Source organism: Streptomyces sp. NBC_01390, from assembly GCF_045040105.1.
Lineage (GTDB): Bacteria > Actinomycetota > Actinomycetes > Streptomycetales > Streptomycetaceae > Streptomyces.
Map to the genome: position 1 here is coordinate 5,022,092 of NZ_CP109551.1, position 19,708 is coordinate 5,041,799.

14 protein-coding genes and 1 riboswitch are annotated in these 19,708 nt (G+C 69.5%); of the genes, 5 read left to right on the forward strand and 9 right to left on the reverse strand.

Annotated elements, in window-relative coordinates; genetic code table 11:
- Positions 1-466: 466 nt before the first annotated feature.
- A complete protein-coding gene (locus OG241_RS22635) occupies positions 467-2,251 on the reverse strand; it encodes a recombinase family protein (RefSeq protein WP_405817323.1) in 1,785 nt (594 codons plus the stop codon).
- 305 nt (positions 2,252-2,556) lie between these two features.
- Between OG241_RS22635 and OG241_RS22640 the strand changes: the two genes are divergently transcribed.
- Positions 2,557-3,540, forward strand: a complete 984-nt coding sequence (locus OG241_RS22640) for a M28 family metallopeptidase (RefSeq protein ID WP_405817324.1) — start codon at positions 2,557-2,559, stop codon at positions 3,538-3,540.
- 145 nt (positions 3,541-3,685) lie between these two features.
- A complete protein-coding gene (locus OG241_RS22645) occupies positions 3,686-5,125 on the forward strand; it encodes a hypothetical protein (protein ID WP_405817325.1) in 1,440 nt (479 codons plus the stop codon).
- Positions 5,126-5,189: 64 nt separating this feature from the next.
- Here the strand turns inward: OG241_RS22645 and OG241_RS22650 are convergent, their stop codons facing one another.
- The 4 genes from OG241_RS22650 to OG241_RS22665 form a co-directional block, all read right to left on the reverse strand.
- A complete protein-coding gene (locus OG241_RS22650; protein ID WP_405817326.1) occupies positions 5,190-6,158 on the reverse strand; it encodes an ABC transporter permease in 969 nt (322 codons plus the stop codon).
- Positions 6,145-7,128, reverse strand: coding sequence for an ATP-binding cassette domain-containing protein (locus OG241_RS22655; RefSeq protein ID WP_405817327.1), 984 nt, complete (start codon positions 7,126-7,128; stop codon positions 6,145-6,147). The genes OG241_RS22650 and OG241_RS22655 overlap by 14 nt, the downstream gene beginning before the upstream one ends.
- A 46-nt stretch (positions 7,129-7,174) precedes the next feature.
- Positions 7,175-8,509, reverse strand: a complete 1,335-nt coding sequence (locus OG241_RS22660; protein WP_405817328.1) for a LolA family protein — start codon at positions 8,507-8,509, stop codon at positions 7,175-7,177.
- A 238-nt stretch (positions 8,510-8,747) separates the two neighbouring features.
- The gene (locus OG241_RS22665) at positions 8,748-9,758 is read right to left on the reverse strand and encodes a polyprenyl synthetase family protein (protein ID WP_405817329.1); all 1,011 of its coding nucleotides are present in this window, start codon (positions 9,756-9,758) and stop codon (positions 8,748-8,750) included.
- A 651-nt stretch (positions 9,759-10,409) separates the two neighbouring features.
- Positions 10,410-10,576, forward strand: a riboswitch (cyclic di-AMP (ydaO/yuaA leader).
- Positions 10,577-10,579: 3 nt separating this feature from the next.
- Between OG241_RS22665 and OG241_RS22670 the strand changes: the two genes are divergently transcribed.
- Positions 10,580-11,071 (forward strand): transglycosylase SLT domain-containing protein, encoded by a 492-nt coding sequence (locus OG241_RS22670; protein ID WP_405817330.1) that lies wholly within the window; start codon positions 10,580-10,582, stop codon positions 11,069-11,071.
- A 169-nt stretch (positions 11,072-11,240) separates the two neighbouring features.
- Here OG241_RS22670 and OG241_RS22675 read toward each other — a convergent pair whose 3' ends face one another.
- From OG241_RS22675 to OG241_RS22685, 3 genes are all read right to left on the reverse strand, one after another.
- Positions 11,241-12,062, reverse strand: coding sequence for an HAD family hydrolase (locus tag OG241_RS22675; protein ID WP_405817331.1), 822 nt, complete (start codon positions 12,060-12,062; stop codon positions 11,241-11,243).
- Between the two features lie 237 nt (positions 12,063-12,299).
- Positions 12,300-13,634 (reverse strand): NAD(P)-binding domain-containing protein, encoded by a 1,335-nt coding sequence (locus OG241_RS22680; RefSeq protein WP_405817332.1) that lies wholly within the window; start codon positions 13,632-13,634, stop codon positions 12,300-12,302.
- Positions 13,635-13,759: 125 nt separating this feature from the next.
- Positions 13,760-15,004: an ATP-grasp domain-containing protein gene (locus OG241_RS22685; RefSeq protein ID WP_405817333.1), complete on the reverse strand. Its 1,245-nt coding sequence runs from the start codon at positions 15,002-15,004 to the stop codon at positions 13,760-13,762.
- Positions 15,005-15,227: 223 nt separating this feature from the next.
- On the opposite strand from OG241_RS22685, the gene fahA reads away from it, so the two are divergent.
- Positions 15,228-16,442, forward strand: a complete 1,215-nt coding sequence (gene fahA / locus OG241_RS22690; RefSeq protein ID WP_405817334.1) for a fumarylacetoacetase — start codon at positions 15,228-15,230, stop codon at positions 16,440-16,442.
- Positions 16,443-16,665: 223 nt separating this feature from the next.
- On the opposite strand, the gene recQ is transcribed toward fahA, so the two are convergent.
- On the reverse strand, positions 16,666-18,720 hold the full coding sequence (gene recQ, locus OG241_RS22695) for a DNA helicase RecQ (RefSeq protein WP_405826372.1): 2,055 nt from the start codon (positions 18,718-18,720) through the stop codon (positions 16,666-16,668).
- Between the two features lie 309 nt (positions 18,721-19,029).
- Between recQ and OG241_RS22700 the strand changes: the two genes are divergently transcribed.
- Positions 19,030-19,671, forward strand: coding sequence for a hypothetical protein (locus OG241_RS22700; RefSeq protein WP_405817335.1), 642 nt, complete (start codon positions 19,030-19,032; stop codon positions 19,669-19,671).
- The last annotated feature ends 37 nt before the right edge of the window (positions 19,672-19,708 follow it).

Consider the following 19,708-nt stretch of genomic DNA (forward strand, 5'->3'; position numbering starts at 1 on the left):
GGGCGGTGTGATCTCCCCGCGCTCTGCCTCACGACCCCTGCGGCCACCCCGAACGGGTGCGTGGTGCACGGGCAGAGCTGTTGGTGAGGGTGGGCACTCGGTCCGCCGTTTCCGGGCTAGCGGGGTGCGCGGTAGTCCCTGGTCCCTCTCTCGGAAGTAGTAGGGACGGAAGGTCTCCCGCCCTCGGGGCGTTGGTCCCGCTCGTCCACTTGCTTCCGGGAGTAGTAAGGACGGAAGGTCTCCCCGCGCCGTTCGGGGCTATGACGGGATGACGGTTCGGATGCCGTTTTGGTTTTCTCTCTATTTTTCTATGTGCATTCAAAAAAGTAGGTCTATCCGTCATACCGTCATGGGCTGTCCGCTGGTCGCGCTGCCCGTCCCGAGCCCCGAGCGTCCGAGTGCGGGCACAAGTCAGCCCCGGCGGTCACATGGACTGCCGGGGCTGACTCAGGGCAGTACAGGGGTCTTACGCGAGGACCGGAGCCCGCTCGGGCACCAGCTCGGCAGCGGGCTCGGCGAGGCTGTGCACCGGTTCGGCCGTGGTCTCCGCGAGCCGTGCCACGGAACCGGGCACCGGGAGAACGTCAGTCCCGTTGACTTCGGCTTCGGTGTCCGCAGCGGCTACGGCCACGCCTTCCGCTGCGGGGTCCAGTTCGCCCGTCATGGTGAAGTCCACGCGGGACGTGTCCAGCTTCCGCCATCCGCCACGGGTGCCGCGCCGGACGTCCAGCCGCGCCCCCGCTTCAATGAGCATGGCTCGCCGGCTCGCTGTGTCTGCGGCTGTCCACTCGTCCGCGAACGTGCGGCCCGTGGGGGTCACGACGCGTCGCGGTTCTACCTTTTCGCGGGTCTCCAGCTCGGCTATGCGGTTGTCCAACGCGTCCGCACGTTCCTGCCATGCCTGCCGCGCGTGCCGGGACTTCTGGCGTCCCTCTTGCTTCTGGTGTTCCTCGAACTCGGCGAGGGTGGCGCGTAGCTCGGGCTCGGGGTCATAGCCTGGAATCTCGACTACGTGTTTCGTCTGGATCGGTCCGACCAGTCGCAGGAACTCGGCGGTTACGTGCTCGTCCACCCAGTCACCCCGGATGTGCGCGGGAGCGTCGCAGTTGCCGCCCCGCGCGTGAAAGTTGCACTTGTAGACAGGGGCTTGGTTCTTCTTGCTCTTCTGCTTGTTCAGGTACATGCGGCCCCCGCACGAGTCGCAGTGGATCACGCGCAACAGAAGCGCGTCGGTATCCGTGCGGTCCCCGTTCTCGATGCTGCGGGAGCCGAGCAGCGCCCCGATACGGTCGAACTCCTCGCGGGTCATGATCGGTGTTTCGGTGCTCATGATCGGGTTGCCCTGGTCGTCCCGGACGGGCTTGCCCTGGTGCATCTTCCACCCGAGCAACGTCGGGTTCTTGAGCATCCGGGTTAGCACGGTGGGGTTCCAGTTGAACGCGTCTCGGATGAGTCCCTTGGCTCCGCCGGGCCGTCCACCCTTGGCACGGTTCTGCTTCACTGCCCAGTGATCACGCGGGCTCGGGACCTGGTCCTCATTGAGCCCGATTGCCACGGCGGAAGCGGTCTTGCCTTCCAACAGCTCTCGAACGATTCGCTCAATGATCAGTACGGCGTCCGGGTCGGGCACGAGCGTCCAGCCGATCCCGCCGTGTTCCTTGGGCATGGGGGCGGGCATGCAGCCGTACGGGGGCTTGCCGCCACCCCGCCACCGAAGCGGCATCCGGCGCATGGCTGCCATGGCTCCGGTTACTCGGTCGCTGATGCTCTGCGACTCCACTTGGGCGGCAAAGGCAAGCATCATCATCATGAGTTCGGACATGGGGTCCATGGGGTTGCGGAAGTCGAACACCAGCCGACCCCCGCCGATGCCCTCGGCAAAGACGAGCATCTTTCGGTGTTGCTTCGCCCACTTCGCTAGGTCGTGCATGTCGCTCATGGACCGGATGGCACGGTCGAAGCGCCACCAGACAAGCGCGTCGAACTCGTCGGGACGGGCGAGCCACTGCCCGAGCGCGGGACGGTCGAACGGGGAAACCTTGCTCGCGGACACGTCAAGGTCCACGGCTTCGCGGAGCCCGTCACCCTCGCCGAACGCGATATTGAGCGAGCCCGCCGCTATGTCGTCGGCTTCGCGCTGCCGCTCGGGGCTGGTGGTCTCGTCCGTGAGTACCGAGAGTCGGACGCACCGCACGCCCCGTAGCGTCTCGGTGTAGACCGTCCCGGCTAGGGGGTTGCGAGTGGTCGTCATCCCCTCGGTAGGGACGGACGGTTCCCCGCTACGGGGCTTGACCAGGACCGATGCCACCATGCCGACACTCCAGAACCGCTAGAACGGAGTGTTGGGAGATCCGGAGGGGAACGAATTCTGCGTGCACTAGTCATGTCGCTGGTCATGCCACCGATCATGACACTGGTCATGTCCATGTTCATCCGATATGCGAACTCGCTGTCCAGATAGCGCTCTTGACGAACCGTTAGCCAGAGCTTCACCATCCAGGCACCTATCCACTGTGGAATCCCTGTGATTCCCAAAGGAATTCGGAGCCCCCCCACATGAAGCTCTCGGTTCCCGGACGCGCCGCAGCCACCGCTGTCGCCGTCACCGTGCTCGCCTCCACCGCGCTCCTCACCACGGGCACGGCAGCAGGCGCGGTCTCCGCCCCCGACTCCGCGAACTCCGCAGCGGCCGTCACCCTCGCCGCCGCACCCGACCTGCCCGTGGCCAACGTCAAGGCGCATCTGGCCCAGTTGCAGTCCATAGCCACCGCCAACGGCGGCAACCGGGCGCACGGCAGAACCGGCTACCGCGCCTCGCTCGACTACGTGAAGGCCAAACTGGACGCGGCCGGGTTCACCACGACCATCCAGCAGTTCACCGCGTCCAGCCGTACCGGCTACAACCTGATCGCCGACTGGCCCGGCGGCGACACCAACCAGGTGATCATGTCGGGCTCGCACCTCGACAGCGTGACCGCCGGCGCCGGTATCAACGACAACGGCAGCGGCTCGGCGGGCATTCTGGAGATCGCGCTCGCCGTCTCCCGCGCCCAGTACCAGCCGACCAAGCACCTGCGATTCGCCTGGTGGGGAGCGGAGGAACTGGGCATGCTCGGGTCCAAGTACTACGTCAACAACCTCTCCTCCGCGAACCGTTCGCGCATCAAGGGCTATCTGAACTTCGACATGATCGGCTCGCCGAACCCCGGCTACTTCGTCTACGACGACGACCCGACCATCGAGCAGACCTTCAAGGACTACTACGCGGGCATCGGCGTCCCGACCGAGATCGAGACCGAGGGCGACGGCCGCTCCGACCACGCGCCCTTCAAGAACGTGGGCATCCCCGTCGGTGGCCTGTTCAGCGGCGCCGACTACATCAAGACGGCGGCGCAGGCGACCAAGTGGGGCGGTACGTCGGGCCTGGCGTTCGACCGCTGCTACCACTCGTCCTGCGACACCTCGGCCAACATCAACGACACCGCCCTCGACCGCAACAGCGACGCCGCCGCGTACGCCGTGTGGGAGTTGTCGGAGTAAAGCGCGTAAAGCGCACATGGTTCATGGTCCAACTCCCCCGTACCGCACTGGCGATGGCATCGTACGGATGTCAAGATCGGCAAGATCGGTGAGCGGGTCGGCAGGCCGGCAGGTCGTCGATTCGGTACGGGGGAAGGAACGTTCCATGCACGTTTCACGTGCGAGTGCGCGTACGGGTACGAGAGTTGCGGCCGCGGCCGTCGTGGCGGGGCTGGTCCTCGTCGGCTGCGGCGGGTCGGCGCAGCCCGAGAGGGCCGACCGAGCCGGCGGCTCCGGTGATGCCGAGGGAGACGCCCAACCGGGCGGCTCGCTCGTCGAGTTGACCGTCCCCGCCGGCTACGACGCCGACCGTGGCTGGGACCAGGAGCTGTCCTGGGTGCGAGAGGGCTCCGAGACCGCGCCCGTCGCCGTCGCACCCGGTTCGGGGACCGTCGCGTACGTGGTCGCCGACCAGGCGGAGATGTATGTGCAGGTACGCAAGGTCACCACGGGCAAGGTGCTGTGGACCAGCGCCCCCTGGACCCCGCCGGGGTCGCTGGACGACTCCGCGGGATACGACCCCGCAGCCATCGCCCCCGCTTCGGTGACCGCGGTCGGCGCGGGCGGGCGCGAGTACTTCGTCGCGTGGGCACACGGGCTGGACGGCAAGGACGAGTTGCACGACGGCAAGGAGATCGTCCAGGCCGTGGTGTACCCGGCCGACGCCTCCGGGAACACGGTCGCGCCGCTGCGTACCGTCGACGTCCCCGTGACGGCGAACGACGGCACCGCCCAGGGCGAGGCCGTCGTCCGTGACGGCGGCGCGGGCCAGGCCCTCGTCAGCTGGGCCGACGGCTCCGACCACCACTCCGCGGCGATCGATGTCACGAGCGGCAAGGTCACGTCGTACGACGACAAGGGCACAGTCGTCGGGGTGAGCGGGCAGGGGCCCGTGGCGAACGCGTCCGGCGGCGGGTTCGGCGTGCCCGGCGGCTGGTCCAGCAGGGATGTGGCTCCCGAGGGCGCCGCCGCCGAACAGTCCGGCGGTTTCGGCACTGAGCTGGTCAACGGCACCGCCGAGACGGTCGCCGACGGCAAGGTGGTCGCCTCCTGGGCTCCCTCGGGGGACGCCAACGAGGACGGTTCCGAGGACACTGTGCGGACCGTGCACGACGCCGCGACCGGCAAGGTCCTGCTGCGCACCGAGTGCCGTGACCGCACGCTCACGCAGACGTTCGACAGCGATGACACCGTCCTCGGCGACAGTGTCCTGACGTCCGTCTCCCCCAGCGGCCGCTATCTCGCCTACGGCTGGATGCTCTTCGACATCCAGAAGGGCAGCGCGGCCTGTCTCGCCAAGGGTGTGGGCGGGGACGAGGGTCGCAAGGACATGGTGATCGACTCCGTGCGCGACGACGGCACGGCGTACGGAACCGTCCCCGGCTCGGACCCGCGCGTCGCCGTCGAGATCCCGGCCTCGACGGGCACTCCGAAGGCCCTGCCGACCGGGACCGAGATACCCGCGTACACACCGGCCGGCGCCGGTGTCTTCCTCACCTGGATGCAGGGCGGCGGGATTCTGGTCTCGGGCCGCGTGGAGGGCTGAGCCCGGTCAGGGGGCGGCGCGGCGGGCGCCCCCGTGGGCGTCTGCCACGTTTTGGGGCCGGGGTTCAGGCCGTGATGTCCTTCGTCGTGAAGCGTGCCCAGGCGGCCGAGCCGAACACCGCCGCGTACACGGCCTGGATGCCGAGGTTCTTCACCAGGTCGTCCCAGTAGACCGGTTCGCGCATGAGGTCGGCGAAGGACAGCCAGTAGTGGGAGAAGAAGTAGGGCTGGAGTGCGTGCAGCTGGGGGATCTGGTCGAGGATCTGGACGGTGATGAGCAGCCCGACGGTCGTCGCCATCGCCGCGATGCCGCTGGTCGTCAGAGTGGAGACGAACAGGCCGAGCGCCGCCAGTCCGATCAGTGACGCGGCGACGACCAGCGCGATCAGCAGCGCCCGCCCGAGTCCCTCCGAGAAGCTGATGCTCGTACCGGAGATCGTCATCACATCGCCGAGCGGGAAGAGGACCGCGCCGACCGTGAACGCCGAGACCGCCACCACCAGCGTCGCCACCAGGCAGAACGTCATCGTGGTCGCGTACTTGGTGAGCAGCAGGCGGGTGCGGCCGGCCGGGGCGACCAGGAGATAGCGGAGCGTGCCCGCGCTCGACTCGCCGGCGATCGCGTCGCCCGCGATGACTCCGATGGCCATCGGCAGGAAGAAGGGAAGGGTCGCGGCCAGTGCGGTGAACACCAGGAACAAACCGTTGTTGCTGATCTGCGAGATGAATGCCGGTCCCCCGCCGCCCCCGGGGCCGCCGCCGACGGCTGACGAACCGTCGCTCGTCTCGATCTTCACGGCGATACCGACGACGATCGGTACGGCGGCGAGCACGGCGAGCAGCGCGAGGGTCCGCCAGCGCCGGAAGGTGATGACGAGCTCGCTGCGGAACAGGCTCAGGCTCCAGAGGAGGTTGGGCCGGGACGGCGCCCTCTGCGCCCGCGGCGGCGTCACCTCGATTTCGGCCTCGGCCTCGGTCCCGGTCCCGGTCCCGGTTTCGGTCCCGGTTTCGGTCTCGGTCTCAGCCCGCGACATCGAAGCCCTCCCCCGTCAGCGCCACGAACGCGTCTTCGAGGGACGCCCGTTCTACACCGAAGCCCCGGACGCGGATGCCCGCCCCGACCAGTGCGGCGTTCAGCTCGGCCAGTTCACGGTCGCGTTCCGGCACCTCGCCGGTCACCCGGTCGTCGGTCACGACCACGTCGCCGACGCCCTGTTCCTTGAGTACTCGGGCCGCGTCCGCCGGATCGGGCGTCGTCACGACCAGTCGGCCACGGGCCCCGGCGGCCAACTCGGCCACCGCGCCCTGGGTGATCAGCCGCCCCTGCGCCATCACGGCCGCGTGCGTACAGACCTGCTCGATCTCGTCGAGGAGATGGGAGGAGAGAAAGACAGTGGTGCCGTCCAACGCCAGCTCCCGTACCAGGGAGCGGATTTCGCGCATCCCCTGCGGATCGAGCCCGTTGGTCGGCTCGTCGAGGACGAGCAGTCGGCGCGGCTGGAGCAGTGCCGCCGCGAGGCCGAGCCGCTGCTTCATGCCCAGCGAGTACGCCTTGGCCTTCTTGCCGGCGGCGGCCGTCAGGCCCACCCGGTCCAGCGCCGTCGCGACGCGCGCTCGCCGGGTGCGCGGATCGGCGGTCGGGTCGGCGGCGTCGTACCGGACGAGGTTGTCGCGGCCGGAGAGAAAGCCGTACAGCGCGGGACCCTCGATGAGCGCGCCGACGTGGGGCAGGACGGCGCGGGTGGCGCGGGGCATCGGCCGCCCCAGCACCCGCGCCGTACCCGACGTCGGCTCGATCAGGCCCATCAGCATGCGGATGGTCGTCGTCTTGCCGGAGCCGTTGGGCCCGAGGAAGCCGAAGACGCTGCCCGCCGGCACGGTGAGGTCGAGGGCGTCGACGGCGAGCTGTCCGCCGCGGTAGCGCTTGGTGAGGGCCCGGGTGACGATGACCGCGTCGTCACCCGGGGGCACCTCCTGCGGCTCCGTGGCGGACGGTTCCTCCATGGGCTCCCTCAATCGTCAAGCGCGTACGACGGTTCCCGTACGGGCGTTACTGGGCTGCGTTCGCCGCCTTGACCAGGGCGTCCTTCGTGACGGCGCCGACGTAGAGCTTGCCGTCGTCCGTCACCAGGGCGTTGATCAGGCGGGTCTTGTAGACCGTGCCCGAGCCGAAGTCGCCGGTGACCTTGTCGCCGAAGGAGTCGAGGAAGCCGCCGAAGGCACCGGCGTCGGACGAGCCGCCGCCCGACGGCACACCGCTCTCGGCCCCCGAGTCGAACGTGAGGATGGAGTTCCAGCCCTCGCCGATGACCTTGCCGCCATCGCCTTCGAGGCCGTCCGCCGACCCGTGACCCTCAGGTCCCTTGTGGTCGCCGTCGAACTCCTTGCCGAAGCCCTTGCCGAACTCCTTGCCGCGCTCCGTGCTCGGTGCCTCCTCGGCGTTGCCCGCGCCCTCCTCGGTGACCTTCGTGCCCTTGGGCGGGGTGAAGTCGAAGGTCGAGGCGGCGGGCTTGGCGAAGTCGACGTCGACGAAACCGGCGTCCACGACAGCGGCACCGCCGCTCGCCGGGGTGAGCGTGAACTTCAGCGGGGTCCCGGTCTTCGAGTCGACCGCGATGCTGATCGCCCCGACCGTGGACCCGGACGCCTTCGGCTTGATGACCAGCTTGTAGGCGTCACGGCCGGCGACCTGGGCGGTGCCGTCGACGGTCACTGAGGTCGTGCCGTCGACCGCCTTCAGTGCCTCCTGGGCGAGCTCCCCGGGCGTGGCGCCCGTGTCGTCACCGGGCAGGAGCTGGTCCTTGCCCTTGCTGTCGCCCTTGTCCTTGCCGCTCTCGGACGCGGGGGCCGTGGCGTGGTAGGCCTCGTTCGACGCGCTGTCGTACGCCCACACCTCGTCGCCGTTGTGGATCACGCTGTACTCGGCGGCCTTCTCCAGCAGCGACAGCTTCTGCTTGTCGGGGCCGTCCGCGGCGACGCGGATCGTGTGTGTGCCGGACGCCAGTGCGAGGAGCTTGGCGCTCGGATCGGCGGCCGACCCCGAGCCGTCGGAAGCCCCGCCGAGGCCACCGCCCGACAGAAGGCCGCTCTCCAGGCCGCCGAGGTCGGGCAGTCCCAGATCCGTACTGATCTTCACCGTGCCGGACAACTGCTGTACGTCCGACGCGGCGATCTTCTCGATGAGCTGCTGCGCGCTGATCTTCGGCAGATCGGGGTCACCGGAGCCGGCGAACGCCGGTACCAGCCCGATCGTCGCGACCGTCAGACCGATCACCGCGGCCGGGGCGGCGTACCGCGCGGCCTTGCGGCGCCGGGACGGCACGTCCTCGGCCTCGATCTCGGCCTCGATCCGGTTACCGGCCTTGGCCTCTTCGTACGGTGCCATGTGTGCCTTACCTCCGTCGTCGGCGGCGGCTGTCCGTCCCACACTTGTCCACCCTGAGCCGCCATTCTCACCCGAACCGGTGAGGAGTGGTTGGTTTCCATCTCACCAAATCGACGAGGAGGAATCGTCAGACCTTGGGCTCAACTCCGTGTACTGCTACGGGATGACATGAGGAGGCGTAGCTTCCCCTGACCCCTAGGGGGCCAGGGCTCGGTGAGGGCCGACGGGGCCCGACTCCTCAGCCGGCCCGATGCACCACCGCGTCGCACATCTCCACCAGGGCGGCCTTCGCGTCGCACTCCACCAGCGGCGCCAACGCGGCCCGGGCATCCTCCGCGTACCGCACGGTGTCCCGCCGGGCCTGCTCCAGCGCCGGATGCGCCCGCAGCCGGGCCAGCGCCTCCGCGTGCCGGGCGTCGTCACTCAGGTCGGAGTCCAGCAACTCGCACAACGCGATGTCCTCGGCGAGCCCCAGCCGGGCCACCCGCTCCCGCAACCGCAGCACGGGCATCGTGGGAATGCCCTCCCGCAGATCCGTCCCGGGCGTCTTGCCCGACTCGTGGGAGTCGGACGCGATGTCCAGCACGTCGTCCGCGAGCTGGAAGGCGACCCCGAGCCGCTCCCCGTACTGGGTGAGCACATCCACGACACTGTCGTCGGCCCCGGACATCATCGCCCCGAACCGGCAGGCCACGGCCACCAGCGACCCGGTCTTCCCGCCCAGCACGTCCAGATAGTGCTCGACGGGGTCCCGGCCGTCCGACGGTCCCGCCGTCTCCAGGATCTGCCCGGTCACCAGCCGCTCGAACGCCTCCGCCTGCACCCGAACCGCCTCGGGCCCGAGGTCGGCGAGGATGTGCGAGGCCCGCGCGAACAGGAAGTCCCCGGTGAGGACCGCGACGGAGTTCCCCCAGCGTGTGTTGGCGCTGGGCACACCTCGGCGAACCTCGGCCTCGTCCATGACGTCGTCGTGATACAGCGTCGCGAGGTGGGTCAGCTCCACCACCACCGCGGACGGCACGATGCCCGGCGCGTGCCGGTCCCCGAACTGTGCCGCGAGCATCACGAGGAGTGGCCGGAACCGCTTCCCGCCCGCACGCACGAGATGCTGCGCGGCCTCCGTGATGAAGGGGACCTCGCTCTTGGTGGCTTCGAGCAACCCTTCCTCGACAGCCGCCAATCCGGCCTGGACATCGGCTTCGAGAGCCTGGTCCCGCACGCTCAGCCCGAACGGCCCGACGACGGTCACGAGGGATCTCCTGTCTGCTGGTGTCTACTGGCGGTCACACGGTGTGTCGATAGATCGCTGCCATCACTCGAGTCAGCGTATCCGGTCACGTTTCGATCACCGCTAGCGCCCGCCCGTCCAGGCCAGGCGTTATCGGATCACGACCGGAATGTTTTTGATCAGTCCAAAGCATGGACATTTATAAGCATCCCGCGCCCCGCCGACGGGCTCTCACGCGCATGTGTCACCTCATCCCCACCGTTCACCGCGACCGTCACCACAACAACGTCACGGACCGCGCCAGAGGTTCCGCCACCCACAACGCCTCGCAACATGTCGCAGTACCACGCAATGGACATGAGCCTTCAAGCTGCATCAAATACCCCAAACCCCTTGCTCATCCCACTCGTGTCACGACTACCCCCGGCCCGTGATTCGAGTCACGCCCACGGCGACCTCCCTTCGCCCGCACTTCGCAAACTACCCATTCGCTAAAGGCAAGTTGCCTCTCAGGCACCATCTCCCACTTGCCCCTTTTATCCGTAATGAGCACCCCAAATGGGTAAGTCCTGCATTTCTGCCCCTTGTTCGATCCATGTGCTCTCGCATACGTTTCGCGCCACACCGGGCGGACCGCCGAATCCTGCCACCGCCCGCAGAGCAGCAAACCCACCCACACACATGACTCACGCAGGCAGGAGCGGGGGACCCAGGTAAGCCGCCGGTCCGGGCGTTCGCGCCGGTCCGGCTCGGGGTGAAGCCGTGCGCCGACCGCGCGCCCGGCCGGGCATCTCCCGCCCGAACCCGACAGCTCACCTCGCAGGCGCCGGAGAGGACCCACCATGCCCGTACGAGGTCAGCACCACCCCGCGAGAGCCGCACGCCGCCCGTTCAGGCTCACGCGCACCGTCGCCATCACCGGAACGGCCGCCGTAGCCCTGGCCCTCCCCTTCCTGACCGCGACGGCGGCATCGGCCGCCCCGTCGGCCACGTCGTCCACGACGACGTACTACGCGAACAACCTGGACGGCTGGATCCGCGAGTCGCTCGACATCATGGCCCAGCACGGCATCCCCGGAACGTACGACGGCATCTACCGCAACGTCATGCGCGAGTCGTCGGGCAACCCGTACGCCATCAACAACTGGGACTCGAACGCGGCAGCCGGCACCCCCTCCAAGGGCCTCCTCCAGGTCATCGACCCGACCTTCGCCGCGTACCACGTCGCCGGCACCTCGTTCGATCCCTACGACCCGATCGCGAACATCACCGCCGCCTGCAACTACGCGGCGGCTCGCTACGGATCGATCGACAACGTGTTCGGGGCCTACTAGTCCGACCCCGGGCCGGCTCGCCCGAAGACCAGTAGCCGCCCAGGCCCAGGTCCGGTAGACCCGGGCCTGGGCGGACCGGAGGGCGGTAGCCCCGGGGCTACCGGGGCTACCGGGGCTACCGGGGCTACCGGGGCTACCGGGGCTACCGGCGCTACCGGCGCTACCGGCGCTACCGGACCGACCCGCCCCCGAACAACCGCTCCAGCACCACCGCGATGCCGTCGTCCTCGTTCGAGAGGGTGACCTCGTCCGCCACGGCCTTGAGTTCGGGATGGGCGTTGGCCATGGCGACTCCGTGGGCCGCCCAGTCGAACATCGGGATGTCATTGGGCATGTCACCGAAGGCGATGGTGGCGGCCGAGGTCAGCCCGAGATACTCGGCGGCCAGCGCGAGCCCCGTCGCCTTGGTGATGCCGCATGGCTGGAGTTCGACCGTGCCCGGCCCCGACATGGTGACCGTCGCGAGGGAACCGACCGCTCCGCGCGCCGCCGACGCCAACTCGTCGTCGGACAGGGACGGGTGGCGCAGCAGTACCTTGCTGATGGGCTCGGCCCACAGGTCGTCCCGGTGCCGTACCCGTACCGCGGGCAGCGTCGGGTGCGGCATCAGATAGCCCGGCTCGATGAGCGTGAGCCCGTCCACACCGTCCTGATCGACAGCGGCGTACACCTGCCCGACCTCGGCCTCGATCTTGCCGAGCGCGGTCTCCGCCAGCTCCTGGTCCAGGGTCACCGACCACAGCAGACGGTCCGCGCCGGCGTCGTACACCTGCGCCCCCTGCCCGCACACCGCGAGCCCCCCGGCACCGAGGTCGTCGAGCAGCGGCCGGACTCTCGGCGCCGGCCGTCCCGTCACGACCAGATGCCGGGCGCCGGCGGCCGTGGCGAGCGCCAGCGCGGCGCGCGACCGGTCGGAGAGCGTGTCGTCGGCACGCAGAAGCGTTCCGTCCAGGTCGGTGGCGATAAGTGCGTATGCGGTGGGAGCGGCCATGATCCAGAGAATACGGATCGTTCGGCCCATCGGTCTCCGTCCGAACCGGACGACGTTCGGCCTCTCTCCAGCAACACCCCCCGTGCCTACGCCAGTTCCTGCCGCAGGCACGGGGCGGGCATTGGCGCAGGGGGACGGGAGCCACACGACGACGCGGTACGGCGAGCCGCCGGTTCACAAGATCGAGCGCGCCCCGCATTGACCCACGGGACCAGAAACCCGAGCCATACCCGAGCCCTACCCGTGCGCCGCCGCCAGATGCCCCGCCAGCCGCGGTGACGCGAACTCCGTACCGCACACGAACCGCATCACCGGGCCGTACGAAGCGGCCGCCGGCAAGCCGGTGAAGTACAGCCCGGGCACCGAGGACACATACCCGGCACCGAGCCTCGGCGTCCCCCGGCTCACCGCCAGCTCCGTACGCAGTTCATGCCCGAGAAAGTCCATCGCGGCGATGTCGACGCGGTAGCCGGTCGCGGCTATCACATGGTCGGCCGACAACTCCCGCGTACGGCCGCCGGGTTCCTGGACAGTCAGCACCGGGTGCCCCCCGACGAAGCCCACCCCGCTCCCCGAACCGTCCCCCTTCGGCGCACTCTTGGCGCCCTGCGCGCCCTCCGCCTCAGCCGAGCCCGCGACCTCCACAGCCCCCATTACTCCCGTTACTCCGGTGACTCCCGCCCGGACGATCCGTGCGACCTCGCTCACCTGCACCTTGCCCTCGAACCGGTCGCGCAGCCACCACGCACCGAGCGGTCCCAGAACCCGGCGGACCAGGTAGTGGCGGGCCCGGGCCGGGAGGTAGCGGTAGGGGTGCGGATAGTAGGTGAGGGCCCAGAGCGACCACGCGTTGCCGAACGGCGACTCGGGTCGCAGCCTGGGCTGCCGCCAAGGGGGCGCACCGAAGGCGACGCGACCGCTCCCCCGCGACACCACCCGTACCCGTGCCCCCGCCTCCGCCGCCAGTACCGCCGTCTCCAGCGCGGACTGGCCCGCCCCGACGACGATCAGCTCCCTGCCCGCGAATCGGCTCAGGTCATGATGCTGCGAACTGTGGGACACCGGTCCCGTGGGCGAGGGCCCGTCCGGCGCCGCGGCCGCCAGCTCCGGGGGCAGATGCGCGAGCCCTGACAGCCCCGTGGCCACCACGACCGCCCGTGCGGTGAACAACTCGCCCGAGTCCAGCTTGAGTTCGAAGCCGCCCCCGCTGCCCGTGCCCTTGTGGCGCCGGTCCACGGACACCACCCGCACCCGCTCCAACTCGGGCACGAGCCGCTGCTGGAACCACTCGCCGTACGCGATGAACGTCTCCACCGGGATGATGTCCTCGTCGGTGACCAGCCGGGGCGCCCCCACCGCGTCGCAGTAGTCCGCCAGGGTGTGACCACGCTGCGGGGCGTCGATACTGGAGGCCGACGGTGTGGATTTCAGGAGCATCCCGGCGGGCATGTGGTCCCGCCAGCTCACCATGGGCTCGCCGAACACCCGCACCGGGATGCCACGCGCCCGCAGATGCGCGGCCGTGGACAGTCCGAACGGTCCCGCGCCGATAATCGCTACTGGATGGTTCACGAAGTCCCTCCCCAGGACGCTGCTTCGCCACTTCGTGTTGCTCTGTGTTCTGTACTCACTGCCACCGCACCGCACCCGTGCCCGCACCGCACCGGCACCCCGGCCCCCGTCGGCAGCTCCGGCTCTCAGCCGACGCCACCGGCGACGCCACGGCGGCTGGTCCGCCACAGCTGGTACAGGTGCTTCGCGCCCGGCCGCACGAACCGGGCGAGCATCGTGAGGAACGGCAGCGGGTCGTCACCCGCGAGCCAGGCCAGTTCCGTCCCGCTCGCCCGGGTCGGCGCGTGCGGCGTCGTGTAGCCGCTGCGTCGGTAGGCGAGGAGGGCGGGCAGGTCGATGTTCTCCACGATGTACCGGTGCCCGGCGCGCTGTTCCCCCTCCGGAACGGCACGCCCGGTCAGATCGAGATGCATGGCCCGCACGACGTCCACTCCCGACTCGCTCTCGAAGAGCCGGAACTGGGCGCCCATCCGCGGGTTGAAGTCGAGGAGTTTGTACTGTCCGTCGCGCCGGTCGAAGCGCAGGTCGAGGTCGATGATTCCGGTGAAGCCGATCTGTTTGATGAAACGTGCGGCGAGGTCCGCGAGTTCCGGATTGTCGACGACGTACGCATTTGCCGTCATTCCTGCGTGCGGCGGCCAGGAACGGACCTTCACCCCCGTGAACAGCGCCCGCGGATTCGAGTCCGCGTCGAAGTAGGCGTGGACGATCCAGTCCTCGGCCTCCTCCCGGGGCAGGTACTCCTGAAGGATCACGCCGGGACGCTCACCCCAGTCACGGGCCAGGGACAGCAGCGCCTCCCGGCTCGCGATGCGGGTAGTGCCGTTGACGGCAGGCCGGGCGCGCCGCACGAACGCCTCCCGGTTCTTGGCCACCACCGGGAACCTGGCCGTCCGCGCGAACCGCTCGATGTCGTCGTACGACCGCGGAAAGGCGGCGGACGGAGTCGGTATGCCGTGCTCCACGCACAACTCGTGCAGCCCCTGCTTGCTGGCGAGCCGGCGCGGCAGCCCCGCCTCCACGCGCGGGAAGAGAAACGCGCCGCCGAGCTCCTCCTGCCGCTCGGCGATCAGTACGGCCGCCTCCTCGTCCGTGGGAACGAGGACAGCGGGACGCCCGATCCGCTTCCCGATCCGCAGCAACCCCTCGACGAGCCGCTCCGGTTCCTCGGTCCCGGTGGTCGGCCAGACGAACGCACGCCGCAGATAACGCGACGATGCCGCGGGCGTGTAAGGGTCCTCGGTGATCGCGTACATCGGAACGCCCAGCCGTCCCAGACTGCGGATGGCCCCGACGCCTCCGTGGTGCAGTGGATAGTCACCGAACTTCACGATCAGCGCCGGCACGGCATGGTCGGCCGAAAACGGCACACTGCTGTTCCTGGCCACGGGTCCCCCCACGTGTCCCCCCTACGGACCGGACCCACCCCGCCCGTGTCCCCCCAAAGGACGCTAAGCCGGAATCATCGACTCCGGACAACACTTATCCGGACATTACGAACTCTTTAGACACTGGGAACACTGCCCTGAGTCGGCGACTCACCCGTAACCTGTGGCGCGACCACATGGCCACACGAGAGCGAGGCAGCACCCCATGCCCCCCTTCGATGTCCCCGAGGGCGACCCTTTCGGCCCGCACAACCTTCCGTACGGTGTGTTCTCCCCGGCCGGCTCCACGGAACGCCGGGTCGGCGTCCGGCTCGGCGACCACGTCCTCGACGCGGGTGCCGCAGCCGCCGCACTCGGCTCCCCCTATGTATCCGTACTGGCCCGCCCGACTCTCAACCCCCTTCTCGCCGCCGGCCGCACGACCTGGTCCGACATCCGACGTGCCCTCACCGCCTGGGTCACCGTCCCGTCCCACCAGGACGCCGTCGCCCCGCTCCTGCACCCCCTCTCCTCGGTGACGCTGCACCTCCCCTTCGAGGTCGCGGACTACGTCGACTTCTACGCCTCCGAGAACCACGCCCGGAACGTCGGCCAGATCTTCCGCCCCGACGCCGCGGACTCCCTGACCCCCAACTGGAAGCACCTGCCGATCGGTTACCACGGCCGCTCGGGCACGGTCGTGGTCTCCGGCACCGAGGTCGTACGCCCCTCGGGTCAGCGCAAGGCCCCCACCGACCCGGCCCCGCTCTTCGGCCCGTCGGTCCGCCTGGACATCGAGGCGGAGGTCGGTTTCGTGGTGGGTACGCCGTCGTCCATGGGCAACCCCGTGGCCCTGTCCGCCTTCCGGGACCACGTCTTCGGCCTCTGCCTCCTGAACGACTGGTCCGCTCGCGACATCCAGGCCTGGGAGTACGTCCCTCTGGGCCCGTTCCTCGGCAAGTCCTTCGCCACGTCCGTCTCGGCGTGGATCACCCCGCTGGACGCCCTGGAGGATGCCCGGCTCTCCCCGCCCACCCGCACCCACCCGCTGCTTCCCTACCTCGACGACGCCGAGGAAGAGCCCGGCGGCTACGACCTGCGTATCTCCGTCGCCGTGAACGGCCACACCGTCTCCGAGCCCCCCTTCTCCACCATGTACTGGACAGCCGCCCAGCAACTCGCCCACATGACCGTCAACGGTGCATCCCTGCGCACCGGTGACCTCTACGGCTCGGGCACGGTCAGCGGCCCCACCGAACGAGAACGCGGCTCCCTCCTCGAACTCACCTGGAACGGCACCCGGCCCCTCGACCTCCCCACCGGCAAGCGCACCTTCCTGGAGGACGGCGACGAGGTCACCCTCACCGCCTGGGCCCCGGGCCCGGACGGCACCCGCGTAGGCCTGGGCGAGGTGACAGGCAGGATCGCTCCGCCGAGCTGAGCGGAACGCCGGGGAGCTGCGAGCGGGGCGCGCTGTCCGACGCTGACCTGGACACCCACCCTGCCGCCGACCCGGAGGAAGCCGACGCACCCAGCCCCGCAAGACGTCGGCGCCCGAAGGGGCGACAACCAACGCGGGCTGATGCCGGTCCCGGCTCGGCAGCCCGCCTGGTCTCCTCCCTTACACGCAGCCCCTCCAGGACTCCAGCTCCTGGACTCGCCCCTTACATCCAGTCCTCCGGCTCGGGCTCCATCTCCATCTCGGGCCAGTCGTCCGGGCCCGTACGGTCCGGCCCCGGCCCGGATCTCACGCCCTCGACGTCACTGACCGCGGAGCTGGGTGCCGCCCCCGCCCCGAACTCCGGCGCCCCGCCCAGCTCCGCGAGCGTTTTCAGCACGCCTTCCCCGTACGTGACGAGCTTCTTCTCGCCCACCCCGCTGATTCCGCCCAGCTCAGCGACCGACTCGGGCCACACGCTGACGATCTCCCTGAGCGTGGCGTCGTGGAAGATGACGTACGCCGGAACGCCCTGCTCACGGGCCTGTTCACCCCGCCAGGCCCGCAGTGCCTCGAACGCCGGCTGCAGTTCCGTGGGCAACTCGACCACGGCCGCCTTCGCCTTCCGCTCACCCCGGCCGCCGCCACCGGCCGACCGCGAGGTCGCCGTCTTCTTCGGTTCCTTCCGCATCGGCACGTCCCGCTCGCGCCGCAGTACCGACCCGCTCTCCTCGGTCAGCACCAGCGTTCCGTACTCCCCCTCGACCGCGAGGAGTCCCTGCGCCAGCATCTGCCGGACCACCCCGCGCCATTCGCCTTCCGCCAGCTCCTCCCCGATGCCGAATACGGAGAGCTGGTCGTGATCGAACTGGATCACCTTCGCGGTGCGCCGGCCCAGCAGAATGTCCACGATCTGCACCGCACCGAACTTCTGCCGCCGCTCACGCTCCAGCCGCCACACCGTCGACAGCACCTTCTGCGCGGCGACCGTGCCGTCCCAGGTGTCGGGCGGCACCAGGCAGGTGTCGCAGTTGCCGCAGCCGCCCGGCTCCGGGTCCTGGCCGAAGTAGGCGAGCAGCTGACTGCGCCGGCACTGCACCGTCTCGCACAGTGCCAGCATCGCGTCCAGGTGCGCGGCGGACCTGCGCCGATGGGCCTCGTCACCCTCACTGCCCTGGATCAGTTTCCGTTGCTGTATGACGTCGTTCAGTCCGTACGCCATCCAGGCCGTGGACGGCAGTCCGTCGCGCCCCGCGCGGCCCGTCTCCTGGTAGTAGCCCTCGACGGACTTGGGCAGGTCGTAGTGGGCGACGAACCGGACGTCGGGTTTGTCGATGCCCATCCCGAAGGCGATGGTCGCGACGACGACGAGACCGTCCTCCCGCAGGAAGCGAGACTGGTGCGCCGCGCGCGTACCCGCGTCCAGTCCCGCGTGGTACGGCACCGCCTGCACACCGTTGGCGGACAGGAACTCCGCCGTGCGTTCCACCGAGTTGCGCGAGAGGCAGTAGACGATGCCGGCGTCGCCCGCGTGCTCCTCCTTCAGGAAGGACAGCAGCTGCTTCTTGGGGTCGGCCTTGGGCACGATCCGGTACTGGATGTTGGGCCGGTCGAAGCTCGCCACGAAGTGACGGGCGTCCGGCATGCCCAGCCGCTCGGTGATCTCCTGGTGCGTCGCGTGCGTGGCCGTCGCCGTGAGAGCGATCCGCGGAACGTCCGGCCAGCGCTCGCCCAGCAGCGACAGCGCCAGGTAGTCGGGCCGGAAGTCGTGCCCCCACTGCGAGACACAGTGCGCCTCGTCGATGGCGAAGACAGCGATCTTCCCCCGGGAGAGCAGGTCAAGGGTCGACTGCAGACGCAGCCGCTCCGGAGCCAGGTACAGAAGGTCCAGCTCACCGGCGAGGAACTCGGCCTCGACCACCCGCCGCTCGTCGAAATCCTGCGTGGAGTTCATGAACCCGGCCCGCACGCCGAGCGCCCGCAGTGCGTCCACCTGGTCCTGCATCAGCGCGATGAGCGGCGAGACGACGATCCCCGTACCCGGTCTGACCAGGGACGGAATCTGGTAGCACAGCGACTTTCCGCCGCCGGTCGGCATGAGAACGACCGCGTCGCCGCCCGCCACCACATGCTCGATGACGGCCGCCTGCTCACCGCGGAAGGAGTCGTACCCGAAGACTCGGTGCAGCGTGGCCAGCGCCTCGCTGTCCTCCGCCGCGGCCGACACCGCGACTGCTCCCAGCCCCTCGTCCGCTTCCGTCATCACACCCGACCCGCCCATCACGCTCATCGCGCTCATCGTCGTGTCCCCCGTACGTCGCGCCTCGACCACTGCGTCCACCATAGGGGCCCGCACCGACAGCCCCGGAGTTATCCACAGGCCGCGCCCGTCCCACCTTGTCCGTGTCGCCGGGCCCCTGGGCCGAAGCGGGGTGCTCAGCCCAATGGGCCCCTTCGCGTGGCGCCCCCGAACGGCCCGGGACACGCTGCTCGGGCGGGACGAGAGGAGGCCCGCACACCGGACCGGCGCCTCGCGCGCCTCTCGGACCGGCGCCCCTCCAGGTGCCTCTCCCGCTCAAGGAGTCCCCACATGCCCCGCCGCCGACTCAAGCTCACCGTCGCCCTCGCCACGGCCGCCGCATCCCTCTCCCTGGCCGTCGCGCCCGCACACTCGGCGCCGAGCGACCCCGCCGACCCCACGGTCTGGACCGAGCTGGCCAAGGCGCTCGAAGCGACAGCGAAGTACCAGTACGCCCCGTTCGCCGTCACGGCCGGCTACAAGCCCGCCTTCTGCGGGGCTCACCCCACACTCGGCGGGATGGGCTTCCACTACATCAACGACAAGCTCTACGGTTCACTCGATCCGGCGAAACCGGCCGCTCTGCTGTACGAGAACGGGGCCAACGAGGACTGGATGGACGAGGCCTCCGACGCGAGCTGGGTCGACGACCTCGACTCCCTGGACGGGGACGGCCCCGCTGTCACCGCGCAGAGCGCCGCCACCGAGTCGCGCAGGCTCGTCGGCGCGGAGTGGATCGTGGTGGACAAGGACCAGAATCTGGCGACCGCCGACGATCGCCCCAGCCTGTTCGGTGTGCCCTTCGACGGTCCGATGCTGGGCCACGAGCCCGGCATGCCGATCCACTACGACCTGCACGTCTGGCTCTGGAAGAAGAACCCCAGCGGCATGTTCGCCCGCTGGAACCCGACGGTGACGTGCCCGAAGCCGTGAACACGCGCCGGGCCCCGGTCCCACAAGGGGACCGGGG

Bases quoted from the DNA above. Each gene is read 5' to 3' on its own strand.
- OG241_RS22655 (WP_405817327.1), bottom strand. From the start codon at position 7,128: ATGGAGGAACCGTCCGCCACGGAGCCGCAGGAGGTGCCCCCGGGTGAC.
- fahA (WP_405817334.1), top strand. From the start codon at position 15,228: ATGCCCCCCTTCGATGTCCCCGAGGGCGACCCTTTCGGCCCGCACAAC.
- OG241_RS22635 (WP_405817323.1), bottom strand. From the start codon at position 2,251: ATGACGACCACTCGCAACCCCCTAGCCGGGACGGTCTACACCGAGACG.
- OG241_RS22700 (WP_405817335.1), top strand. From the start codon at position 19,030: ATGCCCCGCCGCCGACTCAAGCTCACCGTCGCCCTCGCCACGGCCGCC.
- OG241_RS22670 (WP_405817330.1), top strand. From the start codon at position 10,580: ATGCCCGTACGAGGTCAGCACCACCCCGCGAGAGCCGCACGCCGCCCG.
- recQ (WP_405826372.1), bottom strand. From the start codon at position 18,720: ATGGGCGGGTCGGGTGTGATGACGGAAGCGGACGAGGGGCTGGGAGCA.
- OG241_RS22650 (WP_405817326.1), bottom strand. From the start codon at position 6,158: ATGTCGCGGGCTGAGACCGAGACCGAAACCGGGACCGAAACCGGGACC.
- OG241_RS22660 (WP_405817328.1), bottom strand. From the start codon at position 8,509: ATGGCACCGTACGAAGAGGCCAAGGCCGGTAACCGGATCGAGGCCGAG.
- OG241_RS22640 (WP_405817324.1), top strand. From the start codon at position 2,557: ATGAAGCTCTCGGTTCCCGGACGCGCCGCAGCCACCGCTGTCGCCGTC.
- OG241_RS22675 (WP_405817331.1), bottom strand. From the start codon at position 12,062: ATGGCCGCTCCCACCGCATACGCACTTATCGCCACCGACCTGGACGGA.
- OG241_RS22645 (WP_405817325.1), top strand. From the start codon at position 3,686: ATGCACGTTTCACGTGCGAGTGCGCGTACGGGTACGAGAGTTGCGGCC.